This window comes from Vibrio sp. R12-SW3-ISO1, assembly GCF_059834005.1.
Genome location: NZ_JCBDGK010000041.1, coordinates 40,875 through 65,348, shown reverse-complemented (window position 1 = coordinate 65,348; position 24,474 = coordinate 40,875). Strand labels below are relative to the sequence as shown.

The following is a 24,474-nucleotide window of genomic DNA, read 5'->3' as shown; positions in this document are numbered from 1 at the left end:
TTCTGATTCCTTGTCCGTTTAAATGCGTGTTACCTACGATAGGCCTAAATAGAGTTTTATCAAGGCTTGGGGCGAATTTTCATTCAAAGGCAGTAATTATCACGATTTCGGTTTGGATTTGACCTTGGCATTCGTTACTATGTACAGCTATTTGAAAATGCCCACAATCCCTTTTGGGAACCTTATGGACACTACCACTTATGGCGGTTGTGATTGACCGACATAGGGTAATGAGGAAACGATGCAACATCTACAAGAGATCATTGCTAATGCGAACGCAGCCATTGATGCTGCGACATCGCTCGTCGCACTTGATGAAGTGCGTGTTCAATACCTAGGAAAAAAAGGTGAGCTGACGGCTCAACTTCAAAGCCTAGGTAAACTGCCACCGGAAGAACGTCGCGAAGCGGGTCAAGAGATCAACAAAGCGAAAGGTGTGGTTCAACAAGCTATCGCGGCGCGTAAAGATGCCCTTCAACGCGCAGAGCTAGAAGAGAAATTGGCCGCTGAAACCATCGACGTGACACTCCCTGGTCGTCGCATCGAAAACGGTGGTTTGCACCCGGTGACTCGTACGGTTGAGCGTATCGAGCAGTTCTTTGGTGAGCTAGGATTCAATGTTGAGTCTGGTCCTGAAATTGAAGACGCTTTCCACAACTTTGATGCCTTGAACATTGCAGAGGATCACCCAGCACGTACGGATCACGACACCTTCTTCTTCAATCCTGATTTGATGCTGCGTACTCACACATCGGGTGTACAGATTCGTACAATGGAAAACGGTCAGCCTCCTTTCCGCTTCATTGCACCTGGCCGTGTTTACCGTAATGACTATGACCAAACGCACACGCCAATGTTCCACCAAGTGGAAGGCATGCTGGTGGATGAAAACGTCAACTTTGCTCAGTTAAAAGGCATCCTGCACGACTTCCTATGCAACTTCTTCGAAGAAGAGGTTCAGGTACGTTTCCGTCCATCTTACTTCCCGTTTACTGAGCCTTCAGCGGAAGTGGATGTAATGGGAAAAAATGGCAAATGGTTGGAAGTTCTCGGTTGTGGCATGGTTCACCCGAACGTACTTCGCAGCGTTGGTATCGATGCGGAGAAATACTCTGGATTTGCATTTGGTATGGGTGTCGAGCGTTTGACTATGCTGCGCTACGGCGTCAACGACTTGCGTGCGTTCTTTGAGAACGACCTTCGTTTCCTTAAACAGTTCAAGTAATCCAGGGGATACATCACTATGAAATTTAGCGAATCATGGCTTCGTGAGTGGGTAAACCCTTCAGTCTCGACTGACGAACTTACTCACCAAATCACAATGGCGGGTCTAGAAGTAGACGACGTACTACCTGTTGCTGGTTCTTTCACTGGCGTTAAAGTAGGTAAAGTGGTTGAGTGTGGTCAACACCCAGATGCGGACAAACTGCGTGTGACTAAAGTCGATGTTGGTGCAGAAGAGCTGCTAGACATCGTGTGTGGCGCGTCGAACTGTCGCCAAGGTATCAAAGTGGCTGTCGCAACGGTTGGCGCTGTGCTACCGGGCGATTTCAAAATCAAAAAAGCCAAGCTGCGTGGTCAACCATCACACGGCATGCTGTGTTCATTCTCTGAGCTCGGTATTGATGTTGAATCTGATGGCATCATGGAGCTAGCAGAAGACGCAGTCATCGGTACAGATTTCCGAGAATTCCTAGGTCTTGACGATGTAACCGTTGACGTAGACCTAACAGCGAACCGTGCGGACTGTTTCAGTATCCGTGGTATGGCGCGTGAAGTTGGCGTTCTCAACCGCGCTGACGTAACTGAGCCAGCGGTGAACCCAGTGGCTCCTGTTATCGATGATCAAGTCTCTATCGAAGTGAAAGCGCCGGCGGCGTGTCCACGCTACCTTGGCCGTGTGGTTAAAAACGTTAACGTTCAGGCTGAAACGCCGCTTTGGATGCAAGAGAAACTGCGCCGTTGTGGTATCCGCTCTATCGATCCAGTAGTAGACATCACTAACTTTGTGCTTCTAGAGCAAGGCCAGCCAATGCACGCATTCGATCTTGCTAAGATTGAAGGCGGCATCGTAGTTCGTATGGCAGAGCAGGGCGAAAAGCTTACTCTTCTAGACGGTAACGAAGCTGAGCTAAATGCAGATACGCTAGTGGTTGCAGACCACAACAAAGCTCTAGCTATTGCGGGTATCTTTGGCGGTGAAGAGTCTGGTGTAACGACTGAGACTAAAGACGTACTACTTGAGTGTGCATTCTTCGCGCCAGACCACATCCGTGGCCGCGCTCGTAGCTACGGTCTACACACGGATTCTTCAATGCGTTTTGAGCGTGGTGTGGATTTCGCACTACAAGCTAGCGCAATGGAGCGTGCAACAGAACTTCTTGTTGAGATCTGTGGCGGTGAAGTCGCACCTGTTGTTGCTGTAGAGTCAGAAGCTGACCTACCAAAAGCAAACACAGTAGCTCTACGTCGCACTAAGCTAGACAGCCTACTAGGTCACCACATTGCTGATAGCGATGTTGTTGAGATTCTAGAGCGTCTTGGCTTAGCGGTTGAAACAACAGACGCAGGTTGGACAGCAACAGCACCGACATGGCGTTTTGATATCGCTATCGAGCAAGACCTAATTGAAGAAGTCGGTCGTATCTACGGTTACGATAACATCCCTAACCAAAACCCAGCCGCAGCACTTAAGATGCACGACCACGTTGAAGCGAACATTCCGCTAAAACGCGTTCGTAACTTACTTGTTGACCGTGGTTACCAAGAAGCGATCACTTACAGCTTCGTTGAGCCTGAGCAGCAAAAACTGATCGTTCCGGGTGTTGAGCCACTCATCCTGCCATTCCCAATCTCTGCGGATATGTCAGCAATGCGTCTTGGTCTAATTCAAGGCCTGCTCAACACTGTGGTTCACAACCAAAAACGTCAACAGCCACGTGTTCGTCTATTCGAATACGGCCTACGTTTTATCCCTTGTGAGTCGGCTGAAAACGGTATGCGCCAAGAGCCAATGCTTGCTGGTGTTATCGCAGGTACTCGCAGCGAAGAGCATTGGGACATCGAAACTAACACAGTTGATTTCTTTGACCTTAAAGGTGACCTAGAAGCGGTGCTTGAGCTAACAGCTAACGAAGCCGCTTACTCTTTCGCAGCGCTTTCTGCTGAAGATAAAGCTGCGAACCCAGCGCTTCACCCTGGTCAATCTGCAGCGATCATCGTTGATGCTGGTCTTGAAACAGAAAGGCAAGTTGGTGTGATTGGTACCGTTCACCCAGAGCTAGAGCGTAAGTTTGGTCTAAACGGCCGTACTATCGTATTCGAAGTGGAATGGTCTGCAATCAACACCAAAGTGATTCCAGAAGCGGTAGCGCTTTCTAAGTTCCCATCAAACCGTCGTGACATCGCGGTCGTTGTTGACGAAGCCGTCGCTTCTGGCGACATCGTTGCCGCATGTCTAGAGCAAGGTGGTGAGTTCTTGAAAGGCGCGAAACTGTTCGATGTTTACGTTGGTAAAGGCGTTGAAGAAGGCAAGAAGAGCCTAGCCATCGCTCTGACCTTGCAGTCGGTTGAGCGTACGCTCGAAGATGCGGACATCGCCGGTGCGGTTGACGCCATCGTCGCGCACATCTCGGATAAGTTTGGCGCGAGCTTGCGCGATTAATTGTCCGTATTGACTGAGTAATAGAGAGCCCGAAGCGACTTCTTCGCTTCGGGCTTTTTTATCTCTATCGCTCTGCATCTCAACGGAAGCAGAAAAAATTACTGTCAATAATGTTGTATAGTATGACAAAATATGTGTGCTGAGCGTGAGTTTCGTGCTTCAGTGAAGGTTACACTATCACTCCCCCCAAGTGTGTTGTTGCGTATCGATGAGATCGGTGACGCAATAGTTTTGCCCAAAAAAGCAAACGTTTGCACCAAGGTGATAAGACAGAAATAGATACAGATAATTGAATATTAAGGGTTAGTTGTGGAAAAGTTTTTTACAGCATTAGAACAGTTGGGGTTAGCTTGCACCCCAACTCAAGAAAATTCGCAGACGCTCCTTTGGGATGGCGTGGTGGACAATCAAGGCACAGAGACCAATGTTTGGATTCGTTGGTGCAACGAATTCAAGCGCCCGATTTATTGCAGTTTTGGCTTTCAAAGTTACTGCCATGCATTGTTTATCCGTAAGAACTTTGACAACGCATACCCTATCAGCGCTTAATTTCGTGTGGCTGTAGGTCACAACTGAAAAAGCAAAACGCCCCAATATCAGTGATATGGGGCGTTTTTTGTTCTTCAAGACATTCAACTCACAAAAAAAGAGCCCCGCTCAGGCGAGGCTCGGCGTCAAAAACATGCTTTGACTGCGGGGGTTAGGTTAGGCCGTCGCGGTGGCCACCGCTTTGGCTTTGTCTCGTGCACCGAGTACCAATGTCAAACCAAAGGCGACAGCGAATGAGATAGCCATGCCAGCGACATAGTATCCAATCTTATCAGGGGTGATTGAGATAATGCCCGGTAGTCCTGCTGCGCCCAATGCTTGTGCTTTCACATTGAATAAGGTGACAAACGCACTCGCCGCCGCTGCGCCAATGATGGCAGCGATGAAGGGGTAGCGTAGCTTGAGGTTCACACCAAACATTGCCGGTTCGGTAATACCGAGCAGAGCTGTAATACCAGATGGCATTGCGATACCTTTCAGTTTTGTCTCTTTGGTGGTGATGCCGACCGCAAGTGCCGCTGCGCCTTGTGCGACGTTCGACATTGCCGCAATCGGGAAGATGAAGGTACCACCGGTCACAGCGATGTCTGCCAATAGTTGAGTTTCAATAGCGATAAAGCTGTGGTGCATGCCGGTGATAACAAACGGCGCGTAAATAAAACCAAACAGCGCGCCGCCAATAAAGCCAGCCGAGTCGTAGAGCCAGTTGAGGCCATCACCGAGCAAGAAGCCGATATCGCGGGTAATGGGTCCAACGAGTGTGAACGTCAGGAAGCCCGTAATAAAGATTGCCAGCATGGGTGTCAGCAAGTTATCCAACACAGATGGGATAAACGAACGTAGGCCATTTTCGACTTTCGCTAAGATGAACGCTGACACGAGTACAGGTAGAACCGAACCTTGATAGCCGACTTTCTGAATCTCAAAGCCAAAGATGTTCCAAGTCGGAATCGTACCTGCAACGCTCGCTCCGCCAAAACCCCAACCATTGAGCAAATCTGGGTGGACCATCAACATACCCAGTGCTGCGCCTAAGAAAGGGTTGCCACCAAATTTCTTACTGGCAGAGAAAGCGAGAAGAACTGGCAAGTAAACAAAAGGCGCATTGGCGAAAGTGTTGATCATACTTGCAAGATCGGCGAGGCCTGGGTTTGCGTCAATGAGTGACTGTCCTTCAATGAACAGACCCGTCGCGGTCAGCACATTAAACAGACCCATCAACAGACCTCCCGCCACAATGGCAGGGATGATAGGGACAAAAATGTCCGATAGCCCCTTAACAGCGCGTTGGACGATGTTCTGCTTTTGTGCACCCGCAGAGGCAACGTCCGACGTCGACATTTCGCTCATGCCAGTCAGTTTCGCCATTTCTGCGTAGACTTGGTTGACGATGCCTGAGCCAAAGATAATTTGGTATTGCCCTGCCACTTTAAACTGACCTTTGACGCCATCGAGATTGCCGATAGCCTCTTCATCGATTATCGAATCGTCTTTCAATGCTAGGCGAAGACGAGTCGCGCAGTGGGCGAGTGCTTGGAGGTTATCTTTGCCTCCTAGCAGCGTGAGCAGCTCTTTTGCAATGTTAGGATAATTCATTCCGGACCCCAGTTTGGTTCGTTACTGTTGATTATATACAATTCTCGCTTGTTCTCTTTGGGAACGTTTGCAAGATGGATTTTTGGAGATTTAACCTATTCAGTCAAAGAATATTGGATGTTTATGTGAGATGGATCGGTTTATATTTTTTGCTAAATCGTTTGAGCAGAGTGATTTTTGCGGTGTTTTTTGCTAATTTTTGCAAACAATCCCAATAAGTTAACCCAAGGAATTCCGATGGCGAGCCTACATGACGTCGCGAAGTTAGCCGGCGTCTCTAAATCGACGGTATCCCGAGTCATTAATGATGAATATGGCGTGAAAGAGGCCACCAAGCTAAAAGTGATGAAGGCAGTCGAAGAGGTCGGTTATGTGGTGAATCAGGTCGCCAAAGATCTCAAATCGCAGAAAACCAATTTGGTGGGCGTCATCGTTCCTCGTATGTCATCAAACGCTGTTTCCCTCGGTGTTGATGGCATCAGCGCGGCGTTTGAAGCCGCAGGAAAACACGTGTTGTTGGCGAGCTCTCAACAGCTGTCAGAAAAAGAAATTGAATACATTCAGGTATTTAATCAAAAGCGGGTCGAGGGTATTGTGCTCTATGCGACCCATATTGACATGCAATTGGTCGATGCTATCCGCGCCTCTCGCGTTCCCGTAGTACTTGTCGGGCAAGATGGCTCTCTGTTCAACATACCCAGTGTGGTACACGATGATTTGCGCGTGGGCTTTGAAGCGGGTCACCGCTTATTGGATGTGGGCTGCAAAAACATCGGCTTTATGGGGGTAAGAGACTCCGATATCGCTGTCGATAGCTTGCGTTCGCAAGGCTTAGAGCAAGCCCTAAGCATGCGCGGCGCACAACCTCTGCTGTTCCATAGTCATGGAGAGTTTTCGGTTGATTCGGGTTATGCGCAGATCCCGTCGCTTATCGAGCAATACCCTCAATTGGATGGCCTATTTTGTGCGACGGACCGCATTGCCGTTGGCGCGATCAAGGCCTTGCAAGAGCGTGGCATTCGAGTTGGCGAGCAAATCAAAGTGCTCGGAGTGGGGAATGATGAACTGGGCTATGTGGTGTCACCGAGTTTATCTACCTTTGGTTATGCCTTTGATAAAGCGGGAGAAAAAGGTGCCAAGCTACTGCTCGATTTGATTGAAGGCCAACCTCAAGAAATGAGTAAAGTGGTATTAACGTTTCATCGGGTTGATCGAGAGACGTGCTGATCCCTTGATACTCAGATTTTTATCTTCAGTTAGGCTACTGGGACACATGCTATCAAGCACTTAGCCTTAAAACGACCACTGAAGTGCGGTTCATGACGGACTCATTGCTTGCTCAAACCATCATTTTTGATTAATCTTGCAAACGTTCCCAAAAATTTAGGTGTTGAGCCATGTCGTTAGAATACTACGTTGCGCTGTGTGGCGGTGAAGAGAATCTCCTGCGAGTCCTGATCCCCGATAGTCGGTTGATCTTTGCGGTGAAAGAGAGCGATTGTTTGTCAGATGAACTCGACTCCAAGGCCATAAGCCGTGTTGGTGATGAATGGCAAGTGACTTTTGTTCGCCCCTCAGACATAGAAGCCGAGCTTCTCCAGCTTGGGCAAAAGATAGCAAAGCGTCAGCAACAAGCGCTCAGCGAGGCCATGGTGCCTGTCGCGTGCCCATATCGTCCTAAGTGGCACGTTTCTCCGCCGCAAGGGCTTCTCAATGATCCAAATGGCTTTATTTATCATCAAGGGCAATACCACCTCTTCTATCAATGGTACCCGTTTGGTTGCGTGCACAAAGACAAATACTGGGCTCACCTGACCAGTAAAGACTTAGTCAATTGGCATTGGCAGCCAGTGGCATTGACGCCATCGGATTGGTTCGACAGTCATGGCGTATTCTCGGGTCATGCGCTGAGTGATGATGAGACATTAATGCTGTTCTACACAGGTAACACCCGGATTGATGAGCAGCGGGATCGGCACACCACGCAGTGTCTTGCGACTTCAACCGATGGCATTCATTTTATCAAGCATGGCCCAGTGATTGAATCGCTGCCACCAGGCGTGACTGCCCATATTCGCGACCCCAAAGTGATACGTCACCAGCAAGAGTGGTTGATGTTGCTCGGCGCGCAAACCACCGAGCTGAAGGGTCGCCTGGCGGTGTATCGCTCTGATGACTTGCGCAACTGGACTTTCTCCGCTTTGCATGGTGATGAGTTGGGCGATTTTGGTTATATGTGGGAGTGTCCTGATTGGTTTGATCTCGGTGGGGAGACGTTCGCTGTGCTTGGCCCGCAGGGGATCGAATCGTTCTCGCCTCTCAATACCATTCCACACCATAACGGCATTGCCCGCGCATCATGGGATGGTCAGCAATTGCAGTTGGCGGATTTTGTACACCTAGATTACGGTTTTGACTTCTATGCGCCCCAAACGTTGTTAACACCTGATGGTCGACGTGTCATGTGTGGCTGGATGGGCTTACCTGATGAGGTGGATCAGCCATCCAGTGACCACGGTTGGGTTCATCAACTGACGGCGCCACGCGAGCTCACTTACAGGGATGGGAAATTGTATCAATGGCCTGTTGAAGAATTGATGCAGCTAATGATAATCTCCAGTACATTAACATTGTCTAATGTAACTCAGCGTCTCGACGTAAACAGCTATCAACTAGAAGTTGAACTGCAATGGGGGCAGACGTTAAACCTTTTCGAAGGTCATGGGCAAAAGGTAGCTTTGACTGCAGACGCCAACCACCAACGGTTAGTACTAGATCGCCGTGAGACGCAAAACCGCGCTCAAGATGAACGTCGAGAAGTACCGCTGACCAGTGATAGCGTTCGTTTACTGATTTTAGTCGACACGTCCAGTGTCGAAATATTCATTAACGGCGGTGAGGCGGTGATGACCTCAAGAGTGTTTGTCGATGCTCAGTCAACGGGCATTTCGGTGACGGGAGCGGCAACCCGTGCTGAACTGAGATATATAAACCAAACGACGGAGCCATTTGTTTAGCGGTTCGTCGAAGTTGATAAAGGGCGACCAATGGCAGTATCGGAATACCTCGCACCGAAGGAAAAACAAGATCAGGGTCCAGCATCCGCAAGTTACTCATTTATAGCACGACAGCCCATTTTAGATAGTAATCGAGAGATTCATGCCTTTGAACTTTTGTACCGTGACGGTGAGCATAACGGTTTTCCGGTGCATATGGACTCTTCTTTGGCTACACGAAAGCTGCTTGCGGAGCACTTCCTCAGTTACAAAGCGAGAGTGTTGGAATCCTACAAAGGGTTTGTCAATTTCAGCCAAAGTTGCTTGATAGATGGTGTTCCTTTTGACTTTCCCAGCGATTCTTTAGTGGTGGAAGTATTAGAGCAGTGTCAGCCCGACGAAACGTTGTTTCAAGCGCTGAGCAAGCTTAAGAAAGCAGGCTATACCATCGCATTAGATGATCATGTTTTCGATTCGAACTGGCAACGGTTTTACCCCCTTATCGATATTATTAAAGTCGACATTCAGCAAACCTCCATGCCCAAAAGCGCGCTAATGATTGAGGGTTTAAAACATCTCGATATCACGTTTCTTGCGGAGAAGGTGGAGACAAATGAGGAGTTTGAAAGGGCTAAAGCGTGTGGCTTTACACTTTTTCAAGGCTACTTTTTTACTAAGCCGGAAATCATAAAGAGTCGAAAAATTAACGCGTCATTTACCGACTTGATGTCGTTATCTGAGAAACTCTCTGCAGATATTATTGATTTTGACGAAATCAGCCAGATTGTGGCGAAAAATCCGGTCCTATCACTTCAACTTCTGAATTTCATCAATGGTAGTTGCAAGCTTCGTGCGCCGATTCAATCCGTTAAGCAGGCAGTCGCTTATCTTGGTGAAGACAAGTTGAAGAAGTTTGTCACTTACGTATTGATCTCCTCACTCGCGCCCGGAAAACCAGAAGCTTTGTTTCTCATGTCATTACACAGAGCAAAAATGGCGGAATTACTGGTGCATTATATGCGTCGATCAAGCTTAAAAAATCTTGCATACCTCTGCGGTTTACTGTCTCTGATCGATGGCATTCTCGATATAGATATGCGTGAAGCTTTGCAGTATATCCACTTAGATAGCACCATTAAGCAAGCATTGATTTATCGAAGCGGGACTTTGGGGCAGTTAATTGATTTATTTGAATATATTGAAGCGTCAGAGTGGGATAAGATCGATCAGATTCGTCGATCCCTAGACGTGAATGACCAAGATATCATTGGCTGCAATGTTGAGGCGTCAATGTGGCTTAATGAGCTTTCAGTGCAGCCCGATTAGTATTTCTATCAATGATCATTATATCGCCCCATCTGCTCAGAAGAGCCAAACGGGGCGATGAATCCTCCATCAAAGGCGCTTAGAGTGCAGTGATATAATCGCGTAGCGCACTTTCGGAAGGCAGTGCGGTCATCGCGCCTTTTTGGGTTGTAGCGAGCGCACCACAGCCATTGGCCCACTCAACGGCATGATGAATAGCCTCTTGGTTATCCCATTGATCGTATTGAGAGAGTTTAGCCAGTAGGCCGCCCACAAACGCATCGCCTGCGCCTGTGGTATCGATGGGTTGAATTGCCTTTCCAGCTTGTAGGGTCTGTGTTCCCTCAAACACCACTAACGCACCTTTCGCGCCTTGCGTGACGACCACCAAGCGGTTGTTGTAACCCTTAATCGCCTCTAATCCGGCATCGAGTGAGTGGGTCTGTGTGAGGTACGTCAGTTCATCGTCAGAAAACTTAAGCACATCTGCCAGCCCAAGCGCTTGGCAAACAACCGGTATAATCTCACTAGGGTTAGCCCACACTTCTTCTCGCAAGTTGGGGTCAAAACTCACATAGCCCCCGGCGTGTTTAATTCGACGCATGGCTTCCAAGGTACTACTGCGGCTCGGCTCATTCGCCAGTGCAATAGAGCAGACATGCAGCCAATCTCCGGCAGCAAACTCAGGAATATCGCTGGGGATCAAGAACTGATCGGCGCTGGGTTTGACCATAAAGGTGAAGCTGCGCTCACCGCTGTCGTCCAGATCTACGATGACAGTCGATGTGCGCTGTTCTTCATCAAGCCGCATGCCTTGTGTGTTGACCTTTTCTGCGGTTAAGGTCTCTTTCATAAATCGGCCCAGTGGGTCGTTTCCTACACGGCCGAAAAATCCACTCTTGCCGCCTAATCTTGCGATGGCAACCGCCACGTTTGCGGGGGCACCACCCGGGCATTTTAAGTAGGTGGTGTCGGAATCTGGAATCAGGTCAACAACCGCGTCACCTGTCACCCAAATCATGCTCATGTTCTGTTCCTCGCATAAATAAATACTGGCCTATTATAAAGCTAAATCGGTTTAGCTAAACGCTAAACGGATTGTTTTGTGGTTTAGATCGTTTAATTTCTGACAAAAATCGGCCCAGGTAGAGTAAAGATAGTATTTCCTTCCCAGCGGGGTAAGATAAGGTCCGATTTTGAGGAAAGAAAGGCTGAGGGTGATGAGCAAAAGGCTCAAATTGGCAGATATCGCTGCGTTGGCAGGGGTGTCGAAATCGACGGTGAGTTTTGTGCTTAACGGACATGCAAAGAAACACCGAATTCATGCAGAGACGGTTGAAAGAGTACTAGCGGTAGCCAAAGCACACAACTACGCCCCCAATTTGTACGCACGTGCGTTAAAATCAAGTCGTACCTACAGCGTCGGCTTAGTGATTCCCGATATCCTCAATATGGGGTTCGCCACTATTGCCAAAAGGCTTGAGCAGCTAAGCCGAGAAGTGGGCTACCAACTTTTGATAGTATCTTCAGAAGACGATGCCGATATGGAGCAAACCGTCATCAAACACTTGCTGGAGCGCCAAGTAGACCTACTGCTGGTGGCCAGTGCAGCGAAAAATGCCGACTTTTTACTGGATGTGAATCAACACACGCCCGTCATCACCTTTGACCGCGTATTTGAAGACAGCTCACTTTGTGGTGTGAAAAGTGATGCGACTGCCGCCACAAAGCAGGTGGTGGCAAAACTGTGTCACGAGCGCAGCGAGTGCGTTTATATCGGCGGGCAGCTTACGCTCTCTACTAGCCAAGAACGATTTGAGGGGTATCGACAAGGATTAATCAGTGCAGGGCTCGATTATCAGCCAGAGCATGTGTTGATCAAAGATTATCAACCTCAAAGTGGCTATGAGCTGATTGAGCAGGCGCACCAGTCTATGGGCCGCTTGCCCCAAACGGTTTTTACCGCCTCATATTCCATTTTGGAAGGCGTGCTCCGTTATCTCAGTGAACACAAGCTATTGAATGCCGACATTCGTCTCGCGACATTCGATAACTATTCAATCCTTGATTGTTTACCGCTGACGATCGATTCCATTGAGCAAGATTGTGAGCAAATTGCACTGGCACTGTTTGAGTGTGGTAAACAGTTACTTGAGAGTGATGAGCCCCTAGAGTTGCAGCGTAGCCTAGCGGCCAAAATCCATTATCGAGATACCCGCTGACGTAAAGCGGCAATCTAGGTGCTGTTTATCACTTTGATACCACTCGGCGGGCATGGCGTTTAGCAGGCCCGCCTTTTTTAATCGGTTCTTTTCAGCTTTGGTGATGACAACAAAATGCAGCAAACTTTGTAGTAGTCGCCTTAGCAGCGGTTTGGTCAACTCACCGTCTCGCCAGTTACGTTTGATCTCACCCACCACCACGGCATAAGGGACGACAGGTTCTAGCTCACACCCTTTGATGTGGTTGACCTGCAAAGAGCGAGGGGTACTCGCGCGCAATTGCTCCCAGTCTGCTTTTCCTTGTCTCGTCACTAAACCGTGAGCAAGGCAGTAGTAACTGAGTAGAAATCGTTCGATGTGCATCCAACGCTCAGCCGATACTTCCAGCCAGATGTGTTCAAACTCAATATCAATATCGGTCATGATTTGGGACATTAGGGTGAAAACCGCGAGTGTAGCGATTAACTGACCGCGTGCGCAAGTTCAACGGTTTGACTCTGCTTGCGTATCGCCGCCATCAATTGTGCGAGCAGCAGTACGCCCGTCACCGCTAGACCAATGCCGATGCCCGCCCAAATCCCTTCGAGTTGATGGTGTTTCATCAACAGCCAAGCTGCAGGCAGACCGAACAACCAGTAGCCGAGCGCGGTCATGATGGTCGGAGCAATCACGATCTTCATGCCGCGCAGTAGATTGATCGCCAGCAGTTGCCAAGCATCAACAACAAACGACAGCGCCACGACCCAGAGCACTGAGACCAACAAGGCGCTGAGGTCTGCACTCAAATTAAATAGATGAGCGATGCCTTCTGGCCAGAGCATAAATCCGCCTGCCAGAATGACGCTAGCCACGGTGGTGATCGTAAAGCTACGTATGGCGGTTTGTTTAATGCCGCTATAGTTCTGCGCACCAAAATCTTGGCCTACCAGTATCGCGGCGGCTTGGGAGAAGCCGAAATTGACGTTCCATGTAAAGCTCAAGCATTGCAGCAGAATTTGATGCAGTGCAAGAGCACTGATGCTGATGGCGCCTGCCATCAAGGTACCGCCATAGATCAAGCCGTGCTCAAGCAAGGCTGCAATGGCGATAGGTAATCCCATAGAGAGTAGGGGAATCATGAGCTTGAGCGAGTACTCATCACGATTTAGCCAAGGGGCATACGGGCGATATTTTTCACTGCTAAAGACCCAGTAGCCATAGCCAAGCATAACACTAAAGGCAGAGAGCGCCGTGCCTGCGCCTAGACCAGCGAGACCAAAATCGAAGGTAAAAGCGAGGAGGTAGCTGATGGGCACATTGAGCGTGACGGTGAGCAGAGACATCACTATGATTGAACGCACATTGCCGAGCGCGCTTGTTAGACCACGCAGTACCAGGAGGATCAAAGAGGGCAGCATCGCCCATTTTAAGGTATTCACGTAAGTCATGGCGAGCTCAACCAGTTCGTCGGGCTGCTTGGCGTAACTCAGTAAAGAGGGTACCAATTGGAAGGCGACCATTAATAGCACAGAGAGCGTGAGCGAGAGCAGCACCGCGCCTTTCACCGCGAAGCGAATTTGTTGGTTGCCATACTCCGGGCGAGCAATTCTTTGCCCATAAGCAATCGCAATCAGGTTTGCCACACATCCAACGGTGCTGCTGGCGACGATAAAAACAAACGAGTAGACCGACGCGCCTAAACCGCCAGCGGCGATGGCGGTCATACTCAGGCGTGACATCATCCAGACATCCGTCAATACCAGTGCCATCGCAATCAGTTGCGACACGATAAGGGGCAGCGCCAGTTTTAAAATGGTATTCATAATGTTCTCGATCTTGGCTGTGTGCTGTCATGATTTTGTTCGTGATCTCTATCACGCTAAGTTAGTGGTTGTTGATCTGGTTTTCAAATGACATTTATGTCACTCTGCTATGATATGAAATCATGCGAGTAAAGAGTGTGCACCCTTACCCGAATCTCCCGTATTCTCATAACGCGCTGAAAGTGTTCGAGTCAGTGGCAAGGTTGATGAGCTTTACCAAAGCGGCGCAAGAGCTGCATGTGACGCAAAGTGCAGTAAGCCGTCAAATCAAGCAACTGGAAGATGATCTCAATTCATCCTTAATTGTTCGTGAGCATCGGGCGATATCATTGACGCCGCGCGGAAAAGAGTTGTTTGAGGTGCTGCGTAAAAACTACCAGTCCCTCTCTCATTTGATCGCATCTTGGCAGGCGCCGACAAGAAAACGAATTGTGATTAAAAGTGCGCTCAGCTACGCAACGCGCGTCTTACTGCCCAAGGTGGAAATGCTCAATCAACGTTACCCCGATCATGAGGTGGTGATCATTCCCTCTATTGAGGAGGACCCAGACTTGAGCCATGAAGATTGCGATTTGCTTATCATCAACACCCAGCGTCGTGAGCAGTATCAGGGTCAGAAAGGGGTCACCTTTCTGCGTGATGAATACATGGCACCAGTCTATGCACAATCGATGTCTGAGCGTCGGATCACCCAACAGGATGTACTCAGCTTGCCCCACCTTCATGCCACATTGGAGCATCAAGATTGGAATATCTGGCTGAACAACGCGGGGTTAGATGGCGAGAAACAAGGTCGCGATACTGTGTTCTTTAGTTTGGATTTGGCCCTCAGTGCTTGCTTGTCCGGCCAAGGCGTGACCGTCACGGATTTGTTGTTGGTCTTGCCGGAGCTGCAGCGTGGTTTTTTACAATGCCCCGAAGGGTTGGCGCTGCAACATAGCCATTGGTGTTACTTTTGTTACCGGAATCAAGGTGACCCATTAAGTGAAGAAATCTTGGAGTGGCTGGTGGCACAAACAGAGCAAGAGAGGTCACTGCTGCGCCGCCTGGCTCATGAGCACGGTTGGGGATTAGAGAGCGTCACCTTATAAGTGTCATTGGCAACGGCGTTAAAACGCATCAAGGCCAATCAGAATCATGACACCTAGGGTACATGTGAACGTTGAGACGACAGTCGTCAAGGCGATGATGTTGGCAGCAAGTGTTGCGTTACCTCCCATTGAGCGCGCCATTACATAACTGGCGGCGGCCACCGGAGAGGCGTTCATAAAGAACAGTATCCCCAGCTCTACTCCGCGAAATCCCCACCAATAGCCAGCACCTGTGATGGCGATAGGGGCGAGCACCAGTTTGTAGCCGGTTGCAAACCAGGTTGGCTTTTGATCGCTCTTCATCGACGATAGATTGAGCGACCCACCAGTACAGAGCAAGGCCAAAGGGAGCGTCATACGCGCTAAATAGTCACCAGCGTCAACGGCGACCTTGGGGACGGGAATAGACAATAGATAAAACACCACGCCGGTGACAATAGCGATGATCAGTGGGTTTTTGGTCAGGGTTTTGACCATCACTTTTGCTGCCTGGGTGCCAGATGTCTGCCCGCGAGGGGTTAAGCAAATCACCGCTTGAACGTTATAGATAAAGGTTGTAGCCGCGACGTAGAGCGCAGCTTGTGCGACGCCTTGATCGCCAAAGGCGTTGGCCACATAAGCAATACCTATGATGGCGGTGTTGGCGCGATAGCCACCTTGGACAATCACCCCTTTATCCGCTGAGCCAGCAAAAGCACCATTGACGGAGAGTGTGGTGAAAATGAAAAATGCCACACTGGCAATGGCACCAAAGCCGATAAATCGCCCGGCTGAGACGAAGTCGTGATCGGAGACCACGATACTCAAAAAGAGCATGGCAGGTAGGCAGACTTGAAACACTAGCTTTGACGCGACATCGATAAAATTGTCGTTGATTAAACCGATGCGCTTAAACGCCACACCCAATACCAGCATCAAGCAAATAGGGCCGGTAATGGAAAGTGAGAACTGTAACTGACTAACAATGGCGTCCATGCATGATCCGATTATGAAGAAATAAGTGGCAAAGAATCCACAACATAGCGATTAGTTGGCGAGATCACAATAGTGGTATCTTACCAAGGTGAAAAACAGTCAAGCCTGGTGCTCTCACCAGGCTTGTTAGGTGCAGAAAGCGCGCCCGATGGGGCGCAGCTTGTTTGCTTGAGTGTCTCAATATGGGTTACTTAAGTTTTACCGCATTGATGAGTCGATAGCTCGGGCCTGCGACCTCAGCGGTGATCACGCTCAGCGATTCAACGTTCGCACCTGCACCTTCGTAGGCATAAAAGCCACCAATTTGTGTTTTGCTTGGCAGCGTCGCACTGTAATCATCGATCTGTTCTTTAGCCGTGACTGTGCCGGCGTAGAATTCATTGTGATAGGTCGCGTTGACCAGTGGGTGTTCATCGGTCGCTCGTACACTCACAAACTCTGGATTGCGCGTATTGTCGACCACGTTTGAGTCGAAATCGACATCTACGCCTGTGTAGATGGTATCGACGACGTCATTGTTAAACAGGCTCACGCGGTGCGTTTGATTGCCATAGACCATGCCCCACTCAGTATCCACTAAGGTGTTGTGGTGAATCTGAATATTTTTCGGTGTCCACTGCTTGTTGAGTTCTTTCCCTTTGACCGCTTGGTCCAGCACTTCACCGTTCGCCACATCAATGATGCCCGTGTTGATCACGACACCGCCGCGCAAATCGGCATTGCCCTCTATCAATCCATCACGTCCACGGGTACCTGAGATGTAATTATTGCTGATCACATGGTCTTCGTCATAAATGCGAATGCCGCCAGTCAGCAATTTCTCATTACCGACGATGATGTTGCTGTCGACAGTGTTGGCTTTACCGTGACGCAGCGAGATCAGTGCTGCACTTTCAAAAATGGTATTGCGCGCAATGGTGTTACCGCCAGATTTGATGGAGATCAGCTCTCGCTCACCATCCATATTGATCAGCAGGTTATCGACAAACTGAGAGTTCGAAGGCCACTGAGACGATTTAGAATCACCAATGCGAATCGCTTCCCAGCTATTGCCGTTGTAGCGAATGGCTTCTTTGATATCCAACTCATTGAACTGATTCTGTTGCTGATCGAGGAAAATGTTATGGGCGATCAAGTGGTTATCCGGCGTGTCGTCTTTTTGAACGCCGATTAACGTGCCACGCTTTTGCTTACCTTCAAATTGGTTGTTGATGACTTTACCGTCTTTGCCCCATAGTGATAACCATAGGTACTTCGGGTACTCAGAGCGGCGTTCATCTGGCTCATACGCATAGTCATGGTTGAAGTAGTAGAAGGTTGAATTTTGCAAGGTATTGCGATCGCCCATCATACGTACTGCACCAAAGCGCTCGGCTGGACCACCTTCCGTAAAGACCAAACCATCAAGAGTGATGTCGTCACCTTCAAGGACAAACTGCACTAAGCCTGTAAGCCACGCGCTGCCTGCTTGCTCTGTGTTGATGGTGATGTTGTTGGCAGAAATCGTGACGACACCAAGATCTGCATATTTGCCAGCAGGCAGAGTGACAGTGTCACCATCTGCTGCATTTTCCAGTTGGGCTTTGAGTGTTGCGGTCTCTTGCGCTGAATGTTCAATCAACGCACTGCCGTCAACGCTATCGAGTCTCGTTGTTGAAAGAAGGTAGTCTCGGGTCAGCGTGTGTGCAGAGATATCCGACGTGGCGGGTGTGGGTGCATCTAGGGCTAGCTCATTTGATTGTGTGGTCGTGCATGCTGTCAAAGTAACAACAGAAAGAGAGGCGGCAATCACGCCCGCCAGTAGAGTTTTTTTCATTGTTGAACTCGTCTACTTTGGGTAAGGAAACATACTCAAAGCGTCTTATGTGATGGAGCAAAATGGGGGTGACACAAAACGCCTTGAGTATGTAAGGCGGCCGAAGCCGCCTTGATTAAGAGAGTTACGCCGAAAGAGAGCGTTTATGCTGTCGCAGATTTTGACTCTTTTTTGTCTTCAACGCTCTGATCGACCGCTTTGACCAGCAGTAGACCAACACCCATGACAATGGCGCCGCAGAGAATAAAGATGAAGCGTCCCCATAGCGGGTTAGGCAGTAAGAACATCGCCATCACACCCACACCCGCTACTGCGATAAGAGAACCCAGCATACGACGTTGTTTGTTGTCGAGTTTCTTCTGTTCCGTTGACTCAGAAACCAGTGGTGTTGCCAAGTTTTCGAAGAACTTGTCGACGTTCTTCTGGCGCTCTTCAGAAAGAGGCTTGTAGAACAGGGTAGTGAGGATAAAGAAGCCGCCTGTAAACACTAGGTGTCCAATCAGACCAATCGCCACTTTCAAGTCAGACCATTCACGACCTGTTAGTGGTTCAAGGTTGAACCAGTTTGCGACCATTTCTGCATTGATCACAAAGCCCACGTAGTAAGAGACGATAGCGCCGACAACCAGCGTACCCCAGCCAGCCCAGTCCGGAGTTTTCTTGATAAAGAAGCCAAGGAATGCAGGGATAGTCATTGGGAAGCCAATCAAAGCACCTACGTACATCATGGTATCAAACAGGCTCAAACCTTTGAGTGAGTTGATAAATAGTGCAACGAGAATGATCGCAATACCGAAGAAGGTAGAAGTCAGTTTCGATACAAGCACCAACTCTTTCTCTGTCGCGTCTTTACGCAAAATCGGTTGGTAGAAGTTCTTAACGAAAATACCAGAGTTGCGGTTGAGGCCAGAGTCCATGGATGACATGGTCGCAGCGAACATCGCCGCAATCAGTAGACCAACCATACCCGCTGGCATGTACTCTTGCACAAAGTAGAGGTAAGCAAAGTCACCCGCTTTCTTGCCTGCTTCAGGGTATTGCATCGCTAGGTCGACACCCTGACCGGCAATAAACCAAGACGGCATGAACCAAATCAGTGGACCCATTGTCATCAAAATGCACGCCAGTAGAGCGGCTTTCTTCGCATTTTTGGAGTCTTTTGCTGCCAAGTAGCGGTAAGAGTTCAACATGTTGTTGGTGATGCTGAACTGCTTGAAGAAGATAAAGAATGCCCAGATACCAAAGATGCTTAGGTAGTTGAGGTTGTTACCTGAAACAAACGACGCGCCTTCTTGTACCGGGAAGTTGCTGACGATCTCACTCACGCCGCCACCTTGGATAACCGCTACAACCGCACACGTCACGGTCACAGCCATAATGATCACCATCTGCATGAAGTCAGAGGCAATTACCGCCCAAGAGCCGCCGGTGACCGACATCACCAATACAACCAGACCAGTAATGATAATGGTGGTGGTCATATCAAAGCCGAAAATACCAGAAGCAATGATCGCTAGGCCGTTTAGCCAAATACCGGCTGAAATAACGCTGTTTGGCATACCAGACCAAGTAAAGACTTGCTCGTTGAAGTTACCAAAACGCATGCGAATCGCTTCAATGACCGTAACAACGCGAAGTTGGCGGAATTTCGGTGCGAAGTAGAGGTAGTTCATCAAGTAGCCAAACGCGTTGGCAAGGAAGATAACGGCTACCGCAAAACCGTCTGCGTAGGCTTTACCCGCCGCACCGGTGAAGGTCCAAGCACTGAACTGCGTCATAAACGCGGTCGCGCCGACCATCCACCACAGCATGCTGCCGCCCCCGCGGAAGTAGTCACTGGTGTTACTAGTGAAGGTTCTGAACATCCAACCTATCGCAATCAAGAATAGGAAATAGATGCCAACAATAATTGTATTGAGTTCCATCTTTTGACCTTTGTAATGTTATGTAATGTCACCTCACTATGTTATCTAGCTCTTTGTTCATTTGTACTACAATAACTCAAAAATGTGACCGATGATCGAAGAGTGATGGATTAATAAATCATACAAGTGATCGAGATCGAATCTCTAAATATTCAATGATCGCGATAGAGTTGGAGGTTGCTCCATTGGAGTTAAATTAAAACAGCGTTTTAATTGTATGATTTAAATTAGGGGGGAGAATAGGATAAAAAAACGCCCACATATTGCCTGTAATATGTGGGCGCAAACGGTATGGGTACCGTCTGGATAATCACCATCGTCGTTACACTTAAACCAGTGATACACACCAAGACGCAAAGACGGAACGGGGGTGAGCGATGTCCTGTCTTTTGAACCGTGGTTGCAGCACCAGATCTTCGAGCGTTTAAGCTGCCGGAGCGAGGCTGTGTCCAGAAAATATTATTGTTAATTAGGTTGGGAGCGAACTTAAAACTCACTTCGCTGCTTGTTTCACTGAGTGGAGAGCATCGACAATGCCAATAACACCTTCGAAACAAACAGCAATAATACGGTTGCGACCATCATCACACGTGCAGTTAATACCAGCGTTCCAATCAAACTTGCTTTGAGCATGGTGGTCAAAGTTTGCATTGTTTGGTCGCTATTCCTGCCTTAGTGCGTTGTTCAGTCGTCTTTTTTGCTAACTGTTCAACATCCAACGCTGCGTATAGTAATGTATGACTATTAAAAATGAAATTGTTTTTTATAAAAATCAAATCAATCGCACATTTTGTTTTCAGTGACGATTCGCCACTTCTTGTCATCACCCCTTACAATCAGTCACTTAGCAAAATCAAAGCCCAAATGATGATGGGTCTGTCACTGCTTTGTTACCAAAATCGGAAATGAATCACAGAAACATTTTACTTCCTTGTTAGTATTTTAATACTACAAATAAGTAAAAAACAAGGAAAAACATGAAATTTAATGTGAAACCTCTACGTCTTGCCGCTATCGTGTCGACGGCTCTGTTAAGCAGCCAAGCGTTGTCAGCGAATTTTGTCTTTTTGGATCAGGATGTCATCGAAAAAATCGCGCCGTTCTCCATTCCCAAGAGGCACCGGATTCGATGAAAGTGGCGTATCAACGTCTGCTGGAAGAAGCGGAATTTGCGATGCAAGACGGACCTTTCTCAGTCGTTGATAAGGGAATGACACCGCCAAGTGGCAGCAAGAATGACTATTTGAGCATTAGCCCATATTGGTGGCCAGATGACACTAAAGCTGATGGCTTACCTTGGATACGCCATGATGGCAAAACCAACCCAGCGTCGAAAACTAATGAGACAGACTCAAGACGAATTGGCCACTTTACCCGTTCGGTTAGAGCGCTGGCGCTGGCTTACTACTTCAGTCGAGAAGAGCAATATGCTCAAAAGGCAATCGAATACATTCGCACTTGGTATATCGACCCTAAGACCAAGATGAACCCCAATGTGAATTTTGGTCAGGGTGTCCCGGGGCGCGCTGACGGACGTCGAAGCGGAATTATTGATACACGCACCTTGGCCGATCGCATGCTCGATGCCATCGCGATTGTTTCGACATCGTCCGTTTGGACCGAAGGCGATGAGCAAAGCATTCAACAGTGGTACAGCGATTACTTAGATTGGCTCATCGTTGATGATTTGGCGGGTGGACCAAAGGGTGAAGCTTACGCACCGAACAATCATGGTACTTGGTATGACTACCAAGTCGGTGGTATCGCCTACTTCTTAGGCAATGAAGCACTGACGAAACAGATGGTGCAAAAAGGTAAGATGCGCGTCGACACCCAATTTGACGCCGATGGTTCACAGCCGCACGAAATCTCTCGCACGCGTGCTTATCACTATCACTATTTTAGTCTCGATCCATTGGTTGGCCTGGCCCAGCTTGGCGATAAAGTCGGGATTGACTTGTGGCACTATCAAAACGACAAGGGCGGTTCATTAGTTAAGGGCATTCAACTGATGGCCAATTACCACGATCCCTCCGCCCCTTGGCCTTACACCGCTAAAGATAACCCTCGACGTGTTGAGCGCATGACCCCCCTTTACCTCAAAGGCGGCATCGCCACGGGCAACCAGGAGTGGGTCAACCTCGCCAAGCAAACTAACTTTGATGCCCATACGGTCAAGAAAAATCTTGCCGAAGTCTGGGCTCAACGGGACATTGAGTTGCTTTACCAACCTTACTAGTCATGTTTCGGCCTCTAATCGAGGCCTTTTTGTTGTCTATTCATTATACGGTACATCTTCATGTATAAACGGTTAAAACTCGGCTTTAAAGCCAAACTTATGCTGACCGTCTTGACCACGGCGGCGGGTTCATTGTTGGTGACTCACTACCTGTCTTATCTTCAACTTAGTGAGCAGGTTGAACGTCGAATTGTCGCAGATATCCACACTGCACTTGATAAAAAGGTGAATGAACTCGAATCGAACATTGAAATAACGATCGATACGGTGGTTGCTTTGGCAAAAGAGTACGAAAGCGGTTATGTCGAAGACATTCGTAACGAAAAATTGGTCTATCTTGCGTATCAACTCGGTGGTATCGAGAAAATAATGGTGGGTTTTGATGATGGTCGTTCATTCACATCAAGGCCATCTGAAGAATCATTTCCGAATGGGATTGGTATCAAAAGTAAGTACGATCCAACTGCCAGACCTTGGTACAAGGAAGCCAAGAAAAAACGTGGACTCGGCTTTAGTGACGTGTTTTTCACAAAAAGTGACCGAAGTCCGATGATAGGTGTCACTTATACGTTAGATAATGGCGTGATTTTGGGAGACATCCGTTTCTCTGGTATCACCCAACAATTGACCGATCTTGAACGTGTCAATGGAGCACGAGCGTTGGTTGTGGATCAAAAAGGGTTGATTATTGCGTCGACGATTGATGGCGTCGCGGCACAAACCTCAATAGCAGGCAGTGAAATCGCGCCATACTTAGAAGGCTTGAAGAGCACATCACAAAATGGGGCATTTGTGCCGGCGGTGCTAGGAGATACTCAAGCTCTTATGTTTGCTACCTCCATTGACGTGGGGCAACATTCGCAGTGGCAACTTATCGCGGTGATGGATAAGGCAATCGCGCTCTCAGAACTTAGTTCAGCAAGTCGACACTCCTTCCTGACTATGCTCGCTGCCTTGTTGGTCACTATGTTTATCGTGTTAGTGTTGCTTCATCACATCTATCGACCCATCACGGACTTGAAAGTGTTGGTTAAAGACCTTTCCAGAGGAGAAGGCGATCTCACACAAAGACTCGATGTCAGAGCCCACGGTGATCTAGCAGAAATAGCCGACGGTTTTAATACGTTCATTTGCAATATTCAAAGTATGTTGCAAGAGCTCAGAAGTTCTACGCGTTCTTTGTCTAAGAGTACCTCTGAAATTGAGCAGAGCTGTCAATTGTCCCACTCGGTGTTACATACCCATTCTGGTGAAACGACCCAAATTGTGACTGCGGTGGATGAGCTCGCACAAACGTCAAAAGTCGTCGAGCAGCATTCGGAATCGGCGGCGACGACAGCCAATCAAGCGACGAAGTTGAGTGATGAATCCAAAGCGATCAACAGCGAGACTCGCACCCACATTGAAGAACTCGAAAAGTTGATTGGCAGTACGTTTCAAGATATCAACGAAATGGCGAACGAGGCTCAAAGTATCCAATCGATTGTAACAGTGATTGGCGGCATCGCGGAACAAACCAACTTGTTGGCATTAAATGCGTCTATCGAAGCGGCCCGAGCCGGAGAACATGGGCGAGGTTTTGCCGTTGTTGCTGACGAAGTTCGTGCGTTAGCTAACCGCACGCAAACGAGTACGTCGGAGATTGATTTTGCGTTAACCAAGCTAAGTCATAAATCGAGTAGCCTGGTTCTGTCGATTGAACAAACCAAAGAGCAATGTTTAGCCACGCGTTTAGAGATCGAACACGCAGTGGATATGCTTCACAAGCTAGATAATGAAATAGACATCATTAACCAATTTAATAGTCAAATTTCCCATTCTTCCAGCGAGCAAAATACGGTTATTCAGTCTGTGAATGTTAATATTCACAAGATCAATGATCTTGTGAATGAGTTAAACACCATCAGTGAAAAGCAAGTCAGCGAAGCTAGCAACATCCAGAGCTTAAATGGTGAGGTAGATACGTTAATTACAAGGTTCAAGATATAAATAAGCTTTGTGGAATCGTCAGTGTGGCATATGACCATACCAAGTGATGACCAAGCTATCATTGATTCTTAGTGAACTAGGGTGCATCTCAGATGCGCCCTAGTTCACTAAGTACATGACCCACCTACACATAATTCTGCTGACTTGATCGATCTTGAAGAGCGACGACCTAAAAAGCTCCGGGAGGGATTATTGCAACTTCCACTTGGTGTTTATCTGTTTGAATTACGCCCATATGAACGATGTAAAACCAGATTTACTTGTTAGATAGCATGCATGACAAAGGTGGTATCAAATAAGAATTA

19 protein-coding genes are annotated in these 24,474 nt (G+C 48.3%); 11 read left to right on the top strand and 8 right to left on the bottom strand.

What is annotated here, in order from left to right; genetic code table 11:
- Positions 1-241: 241 nt before the first annotated feature.
- The 3 genes from pheS (at position 242) to AC6R0R_RS12015 (ending at position 4,213) form a co-directional block, all read left to right on the top strand.
- Positions 242-1,225, top strand: coding sequence for a phenylalanine--tRNA ligase subunit alpha (gene pheS, locus AC6R0R_RS12025; RefSeq protein ID WP_334550655.1), 984 nt, complete (start codon positions 242-244; stop codon positions 1,223-1,225).
- Positions 1,226-1,243: 18 nt separating this feature from the next.
- Positions 1,244-3,664, top strand: a complete 2,421-nt coding sequence (pheT, locus tag AC6R0R_RS12020) for a phenylalanine--tRNA ligase subunit beta (protein ID WP_500626855.1) — start codon at positions 1,244-1,246, stop codon at positions 3,662-3,664.
- A gap of 309 nt (positions 3,665-3,973) precedes the next feature.
- Positions 3,974-4,213: a hypothetical protein gene (locus tag AC6R0R_RS12015; protein ID WP_500626854.1), complete on the top strand. Its 240-nt coding sequence runs from the start codon at positions 3,974-3,976 to the stop codon at positions 4,211-4,213.
- A gap of 156 nt (positions 4,214-4,369) precedes the next feature.
- Here the strand turns inward: AC6R0R_RS12015 and AC6R0R_RS12010 are convergent, their stop codons facing one another.
- Positions 4,370-5,809, bottom strand: a complete 1,440-nt coding sequence (locus AC6R0R_RS12010; protein WP_500626853.1) for a sucrose-specific PTS transporter subunit IIBC — start codon at positions 5,807-5,809, stop codon at positions 4,370-4,372.
- A gap of 237 nt (positions 5,810-6,046) precedes the next feature.
- Here AC6R0R_RS12010 and AC6R0R_RS12005 point away from each other — a divergent pair, with 237 nt between their 5' ends.
- The 3 genes from AC6R0R_RS12005 to AC6R0R_RS11995 all read left to right on the top strand — a co-directional run bounded on the left by AC6R0R_RS12005 (position 6,047) and on the right by AC6R0R_RS11995 (position 10,131).
- Positions 6,047-7,036: a LacI family DNA-binding transcriptional regulator gene (locus tag AC6R0R_RS12005; protein WP_500626852.1), complete on the top strand. Its 990-nt coding sequence runs from the start codon at positions 6,047-6,049 to the stop codon at positions 7,034-7,036.
- Positions 7,037-7,206: 170 nt separating this feature from the next.
- A complete protein-coding gene (locus AC6R0R_RS12000) occupies positions 7,207-8,826 on the top strand; it encodes a glycoside hydrolase family 32 protein (RefSeq protein ID WP_500626851.1) in 1,620 nt (539 codons plus the stop codon).
- A 30-nt stretch (positions 8,827-8,856) separates the two neighbouring features.
- Positions 8,857-10,131 carry an EAL and HDOD domain-containing protein gene (locus AC6R0R_RS11995; RefSeq protein ID WP_500626850.1) on the top strand — a complete coding sequence of 425 codons (1,275 nt, stop codon included), beginning with the start codon at positions 8,857-8,859 and terminating at the stop codon, positions 10,129-10,131.
- Between the two features lie 79 nt (positions 10,132-10,210).
- Here AC6R0R_RS11995 and cscK read toward each other — a convergent pair whose 3' ends face one another.
- A complete protein-coding gene (gene cscK / locus AC6R0R_RS11990; protein ID WP_500626849.1) occupies positions 10,211-11,137 on the bottom strand; it encodes a fructokinase in 927 nt (308 codons plus the stop codon).
- 190 nt (positions 11,138-11,327) lie between these two features.
- Here cscK and AC6R0R_RS11985 point away from each other — a divergent pair, with 190 nt between their 5' ends.
- Positions 11,328-12,332, top strand: a complete 1,005-nt coding sequence (locus AC6R0R_RS11985) for a LacI family DNA-binding transcriptional regulator (RefSeq protein ID WP_500626848.1) — start codon at positions 11,328-11,330, stop codon at positions 12,330-12,332.
- On the opposite strand, the gene AC6R0R_RS11980 is transcribed toward AC6R0R_RS11985, so the two are convergent.
- On the bottom strand, positions 12,297-12,755 hold the full coding sequence (locus AC6R0R_RS11980) for a hypothetical protein (protein ID WP_500626847.1): 459 nt from the start codon (positions 12,753-12,755) through the stop codon (positions 12,297-12,299). The genes AC6R0R_RS11985 and AC6R0R_RS11980 overlap by 36 nt on opposite strands.
- A gap of 38 nt (positions 12,756-12,793) precedes the next feature.
- Positions 12,794-14,134, bottom strand: coding sequence for an MATE family efflux transporter (locus tag AC6R0R_RS11975; RefSeq protein ID WP_500626846.1), 1,341 nt, complete (start codon positions 14,132-14,134; stop codon positions 12,794-12,796).
- Between the two features lie 137 nt (positions 14,135-14,271).
- Here AC6R0R_RS11975 and AC6R0R_RS11970 point away from each other — a divergent pair, with 137 nt between their 5' ends.
- Positions 14,272-15,225, top strand: coding sequence for a LysR family transcriptional regulator (locus AC6R0R_RS11970; protein WP_500626931.1), 954 nt, complete (start codon positions 14,272-14,274; stop codon positions 15,223-15,225).
- Between the two features lie 18 nt (positions 15,226-15,243).
- Here the strand turns inward: AC6R0R_RS11970 and AC6R0R_RS11965 are convergent, their stop codons facing one another.
- The 4 genes from AC6R0R_RS11965 to AC6R0R_RS11950 all read right to left on the bottom strand — a co-directional run bounded on the left by AC6R0R_RS11965 (position 15,244) and on the right by AC6R0R_RS11950 (position 20,592).
- Positions 15,244-16,200 carry an AEC family transporter gene (locus tag AC6R0R_RS11965; protein WP_500626845.1) on the bottom strand — a complete coding sequence of 319 codons (957 nt, stop codon included), beginning with the start codon at positions 16,198-16,200 and terminating at the stop codon, positions 15,244-15,246.
- Between the two features lie 187 nt (positions 16,201-16,387).
- Positions 16,388-18,016: a polysaccharide lyase 6 family protein gene (locus AC6R0R_RS11960; protein WP_500626844.1), complete on the bottom strand. Its 1,629-nt coding sequence runs from the start codon at positions 18,014-18,016 to the stop codon at positions 16,388-16,390.
- Positions 18,017-18,159: 143 nt separating this feature from the next.
- A complete protein-coding gene (locus AC6R0R_RS11955) occupies positions 18,160-19,941 on the bottom strand; it encodes a sodium:solute symporter family transporter (RefSeq protein ID WP_500626843.1) in 1,782 nt (593 codons plus the stop codon).
- A gap of 510 nt (positions 19,942-20,451) precedes the next feature.
- Positions 20,452-20,592, bottom strand: coding sequence for a hypothetical protein (locus tag AC6R0R_RS11950; RefSeq protein WP_500626842.1), 141 nt, complete (start codon positions 20,590-20,592; stop codon positions 20,452-20,454).
- 326 nt (positions 20,593-20,918) lie between these two features.
- Between AC6R0R_RS11950 and AC6R0R_RS11945 the strand changes: the two genes are divergently transcribed.
- Genes AC6R0R_RS11945 through AC6R0R_RS11935 form a run of 3 tightly spaced genes read left to right on the top strand, consistent with a single transcriptional unit; the run spans position 20,919 to position 24,169 of the window.
- Positions 20,919-21,074, top strand: coding sequence for a hypothetical protein (locus AC6R0R_RS11945; protein ID WP_500626841.1), 156 nt, complete (start codon positions 20,919-20,921; stop codon positions 21,072-21,074).
- The gene (locus tag AC6R0R_RS11940; protein WP_500626840.1) at positions 21,071-22,180 is read left to right on the top strand and encodes an alginate lyase family protein; all 1,110 of its coding nucleotides are present in this window, start codon (positions 21,071-21,073) and stop codon (positions 22,178-22,180) included. Before AC6R0R_RS11945 ends, AC6R0R_RS11940 begins: the two co-directional genes overlap by 4 nt.
- 60 nt (positions 22,181-22,240) lie before the next feature.
- The gene (locus AC6R0R_RS11935) at positions 22,241-24,169 is read left to right on the top strand and encodes a methyl-accepting chemotaxis protein (RefSeq protein ID WP_500626839.1); all 1,929 of its coding nucleotides are present in this window, start codon (positions 22,241-22,243) and stop codon (positions 24,167-24,169) included.
- Positions 24,170-24,474 lie beyond the last annotated feature (305 nt).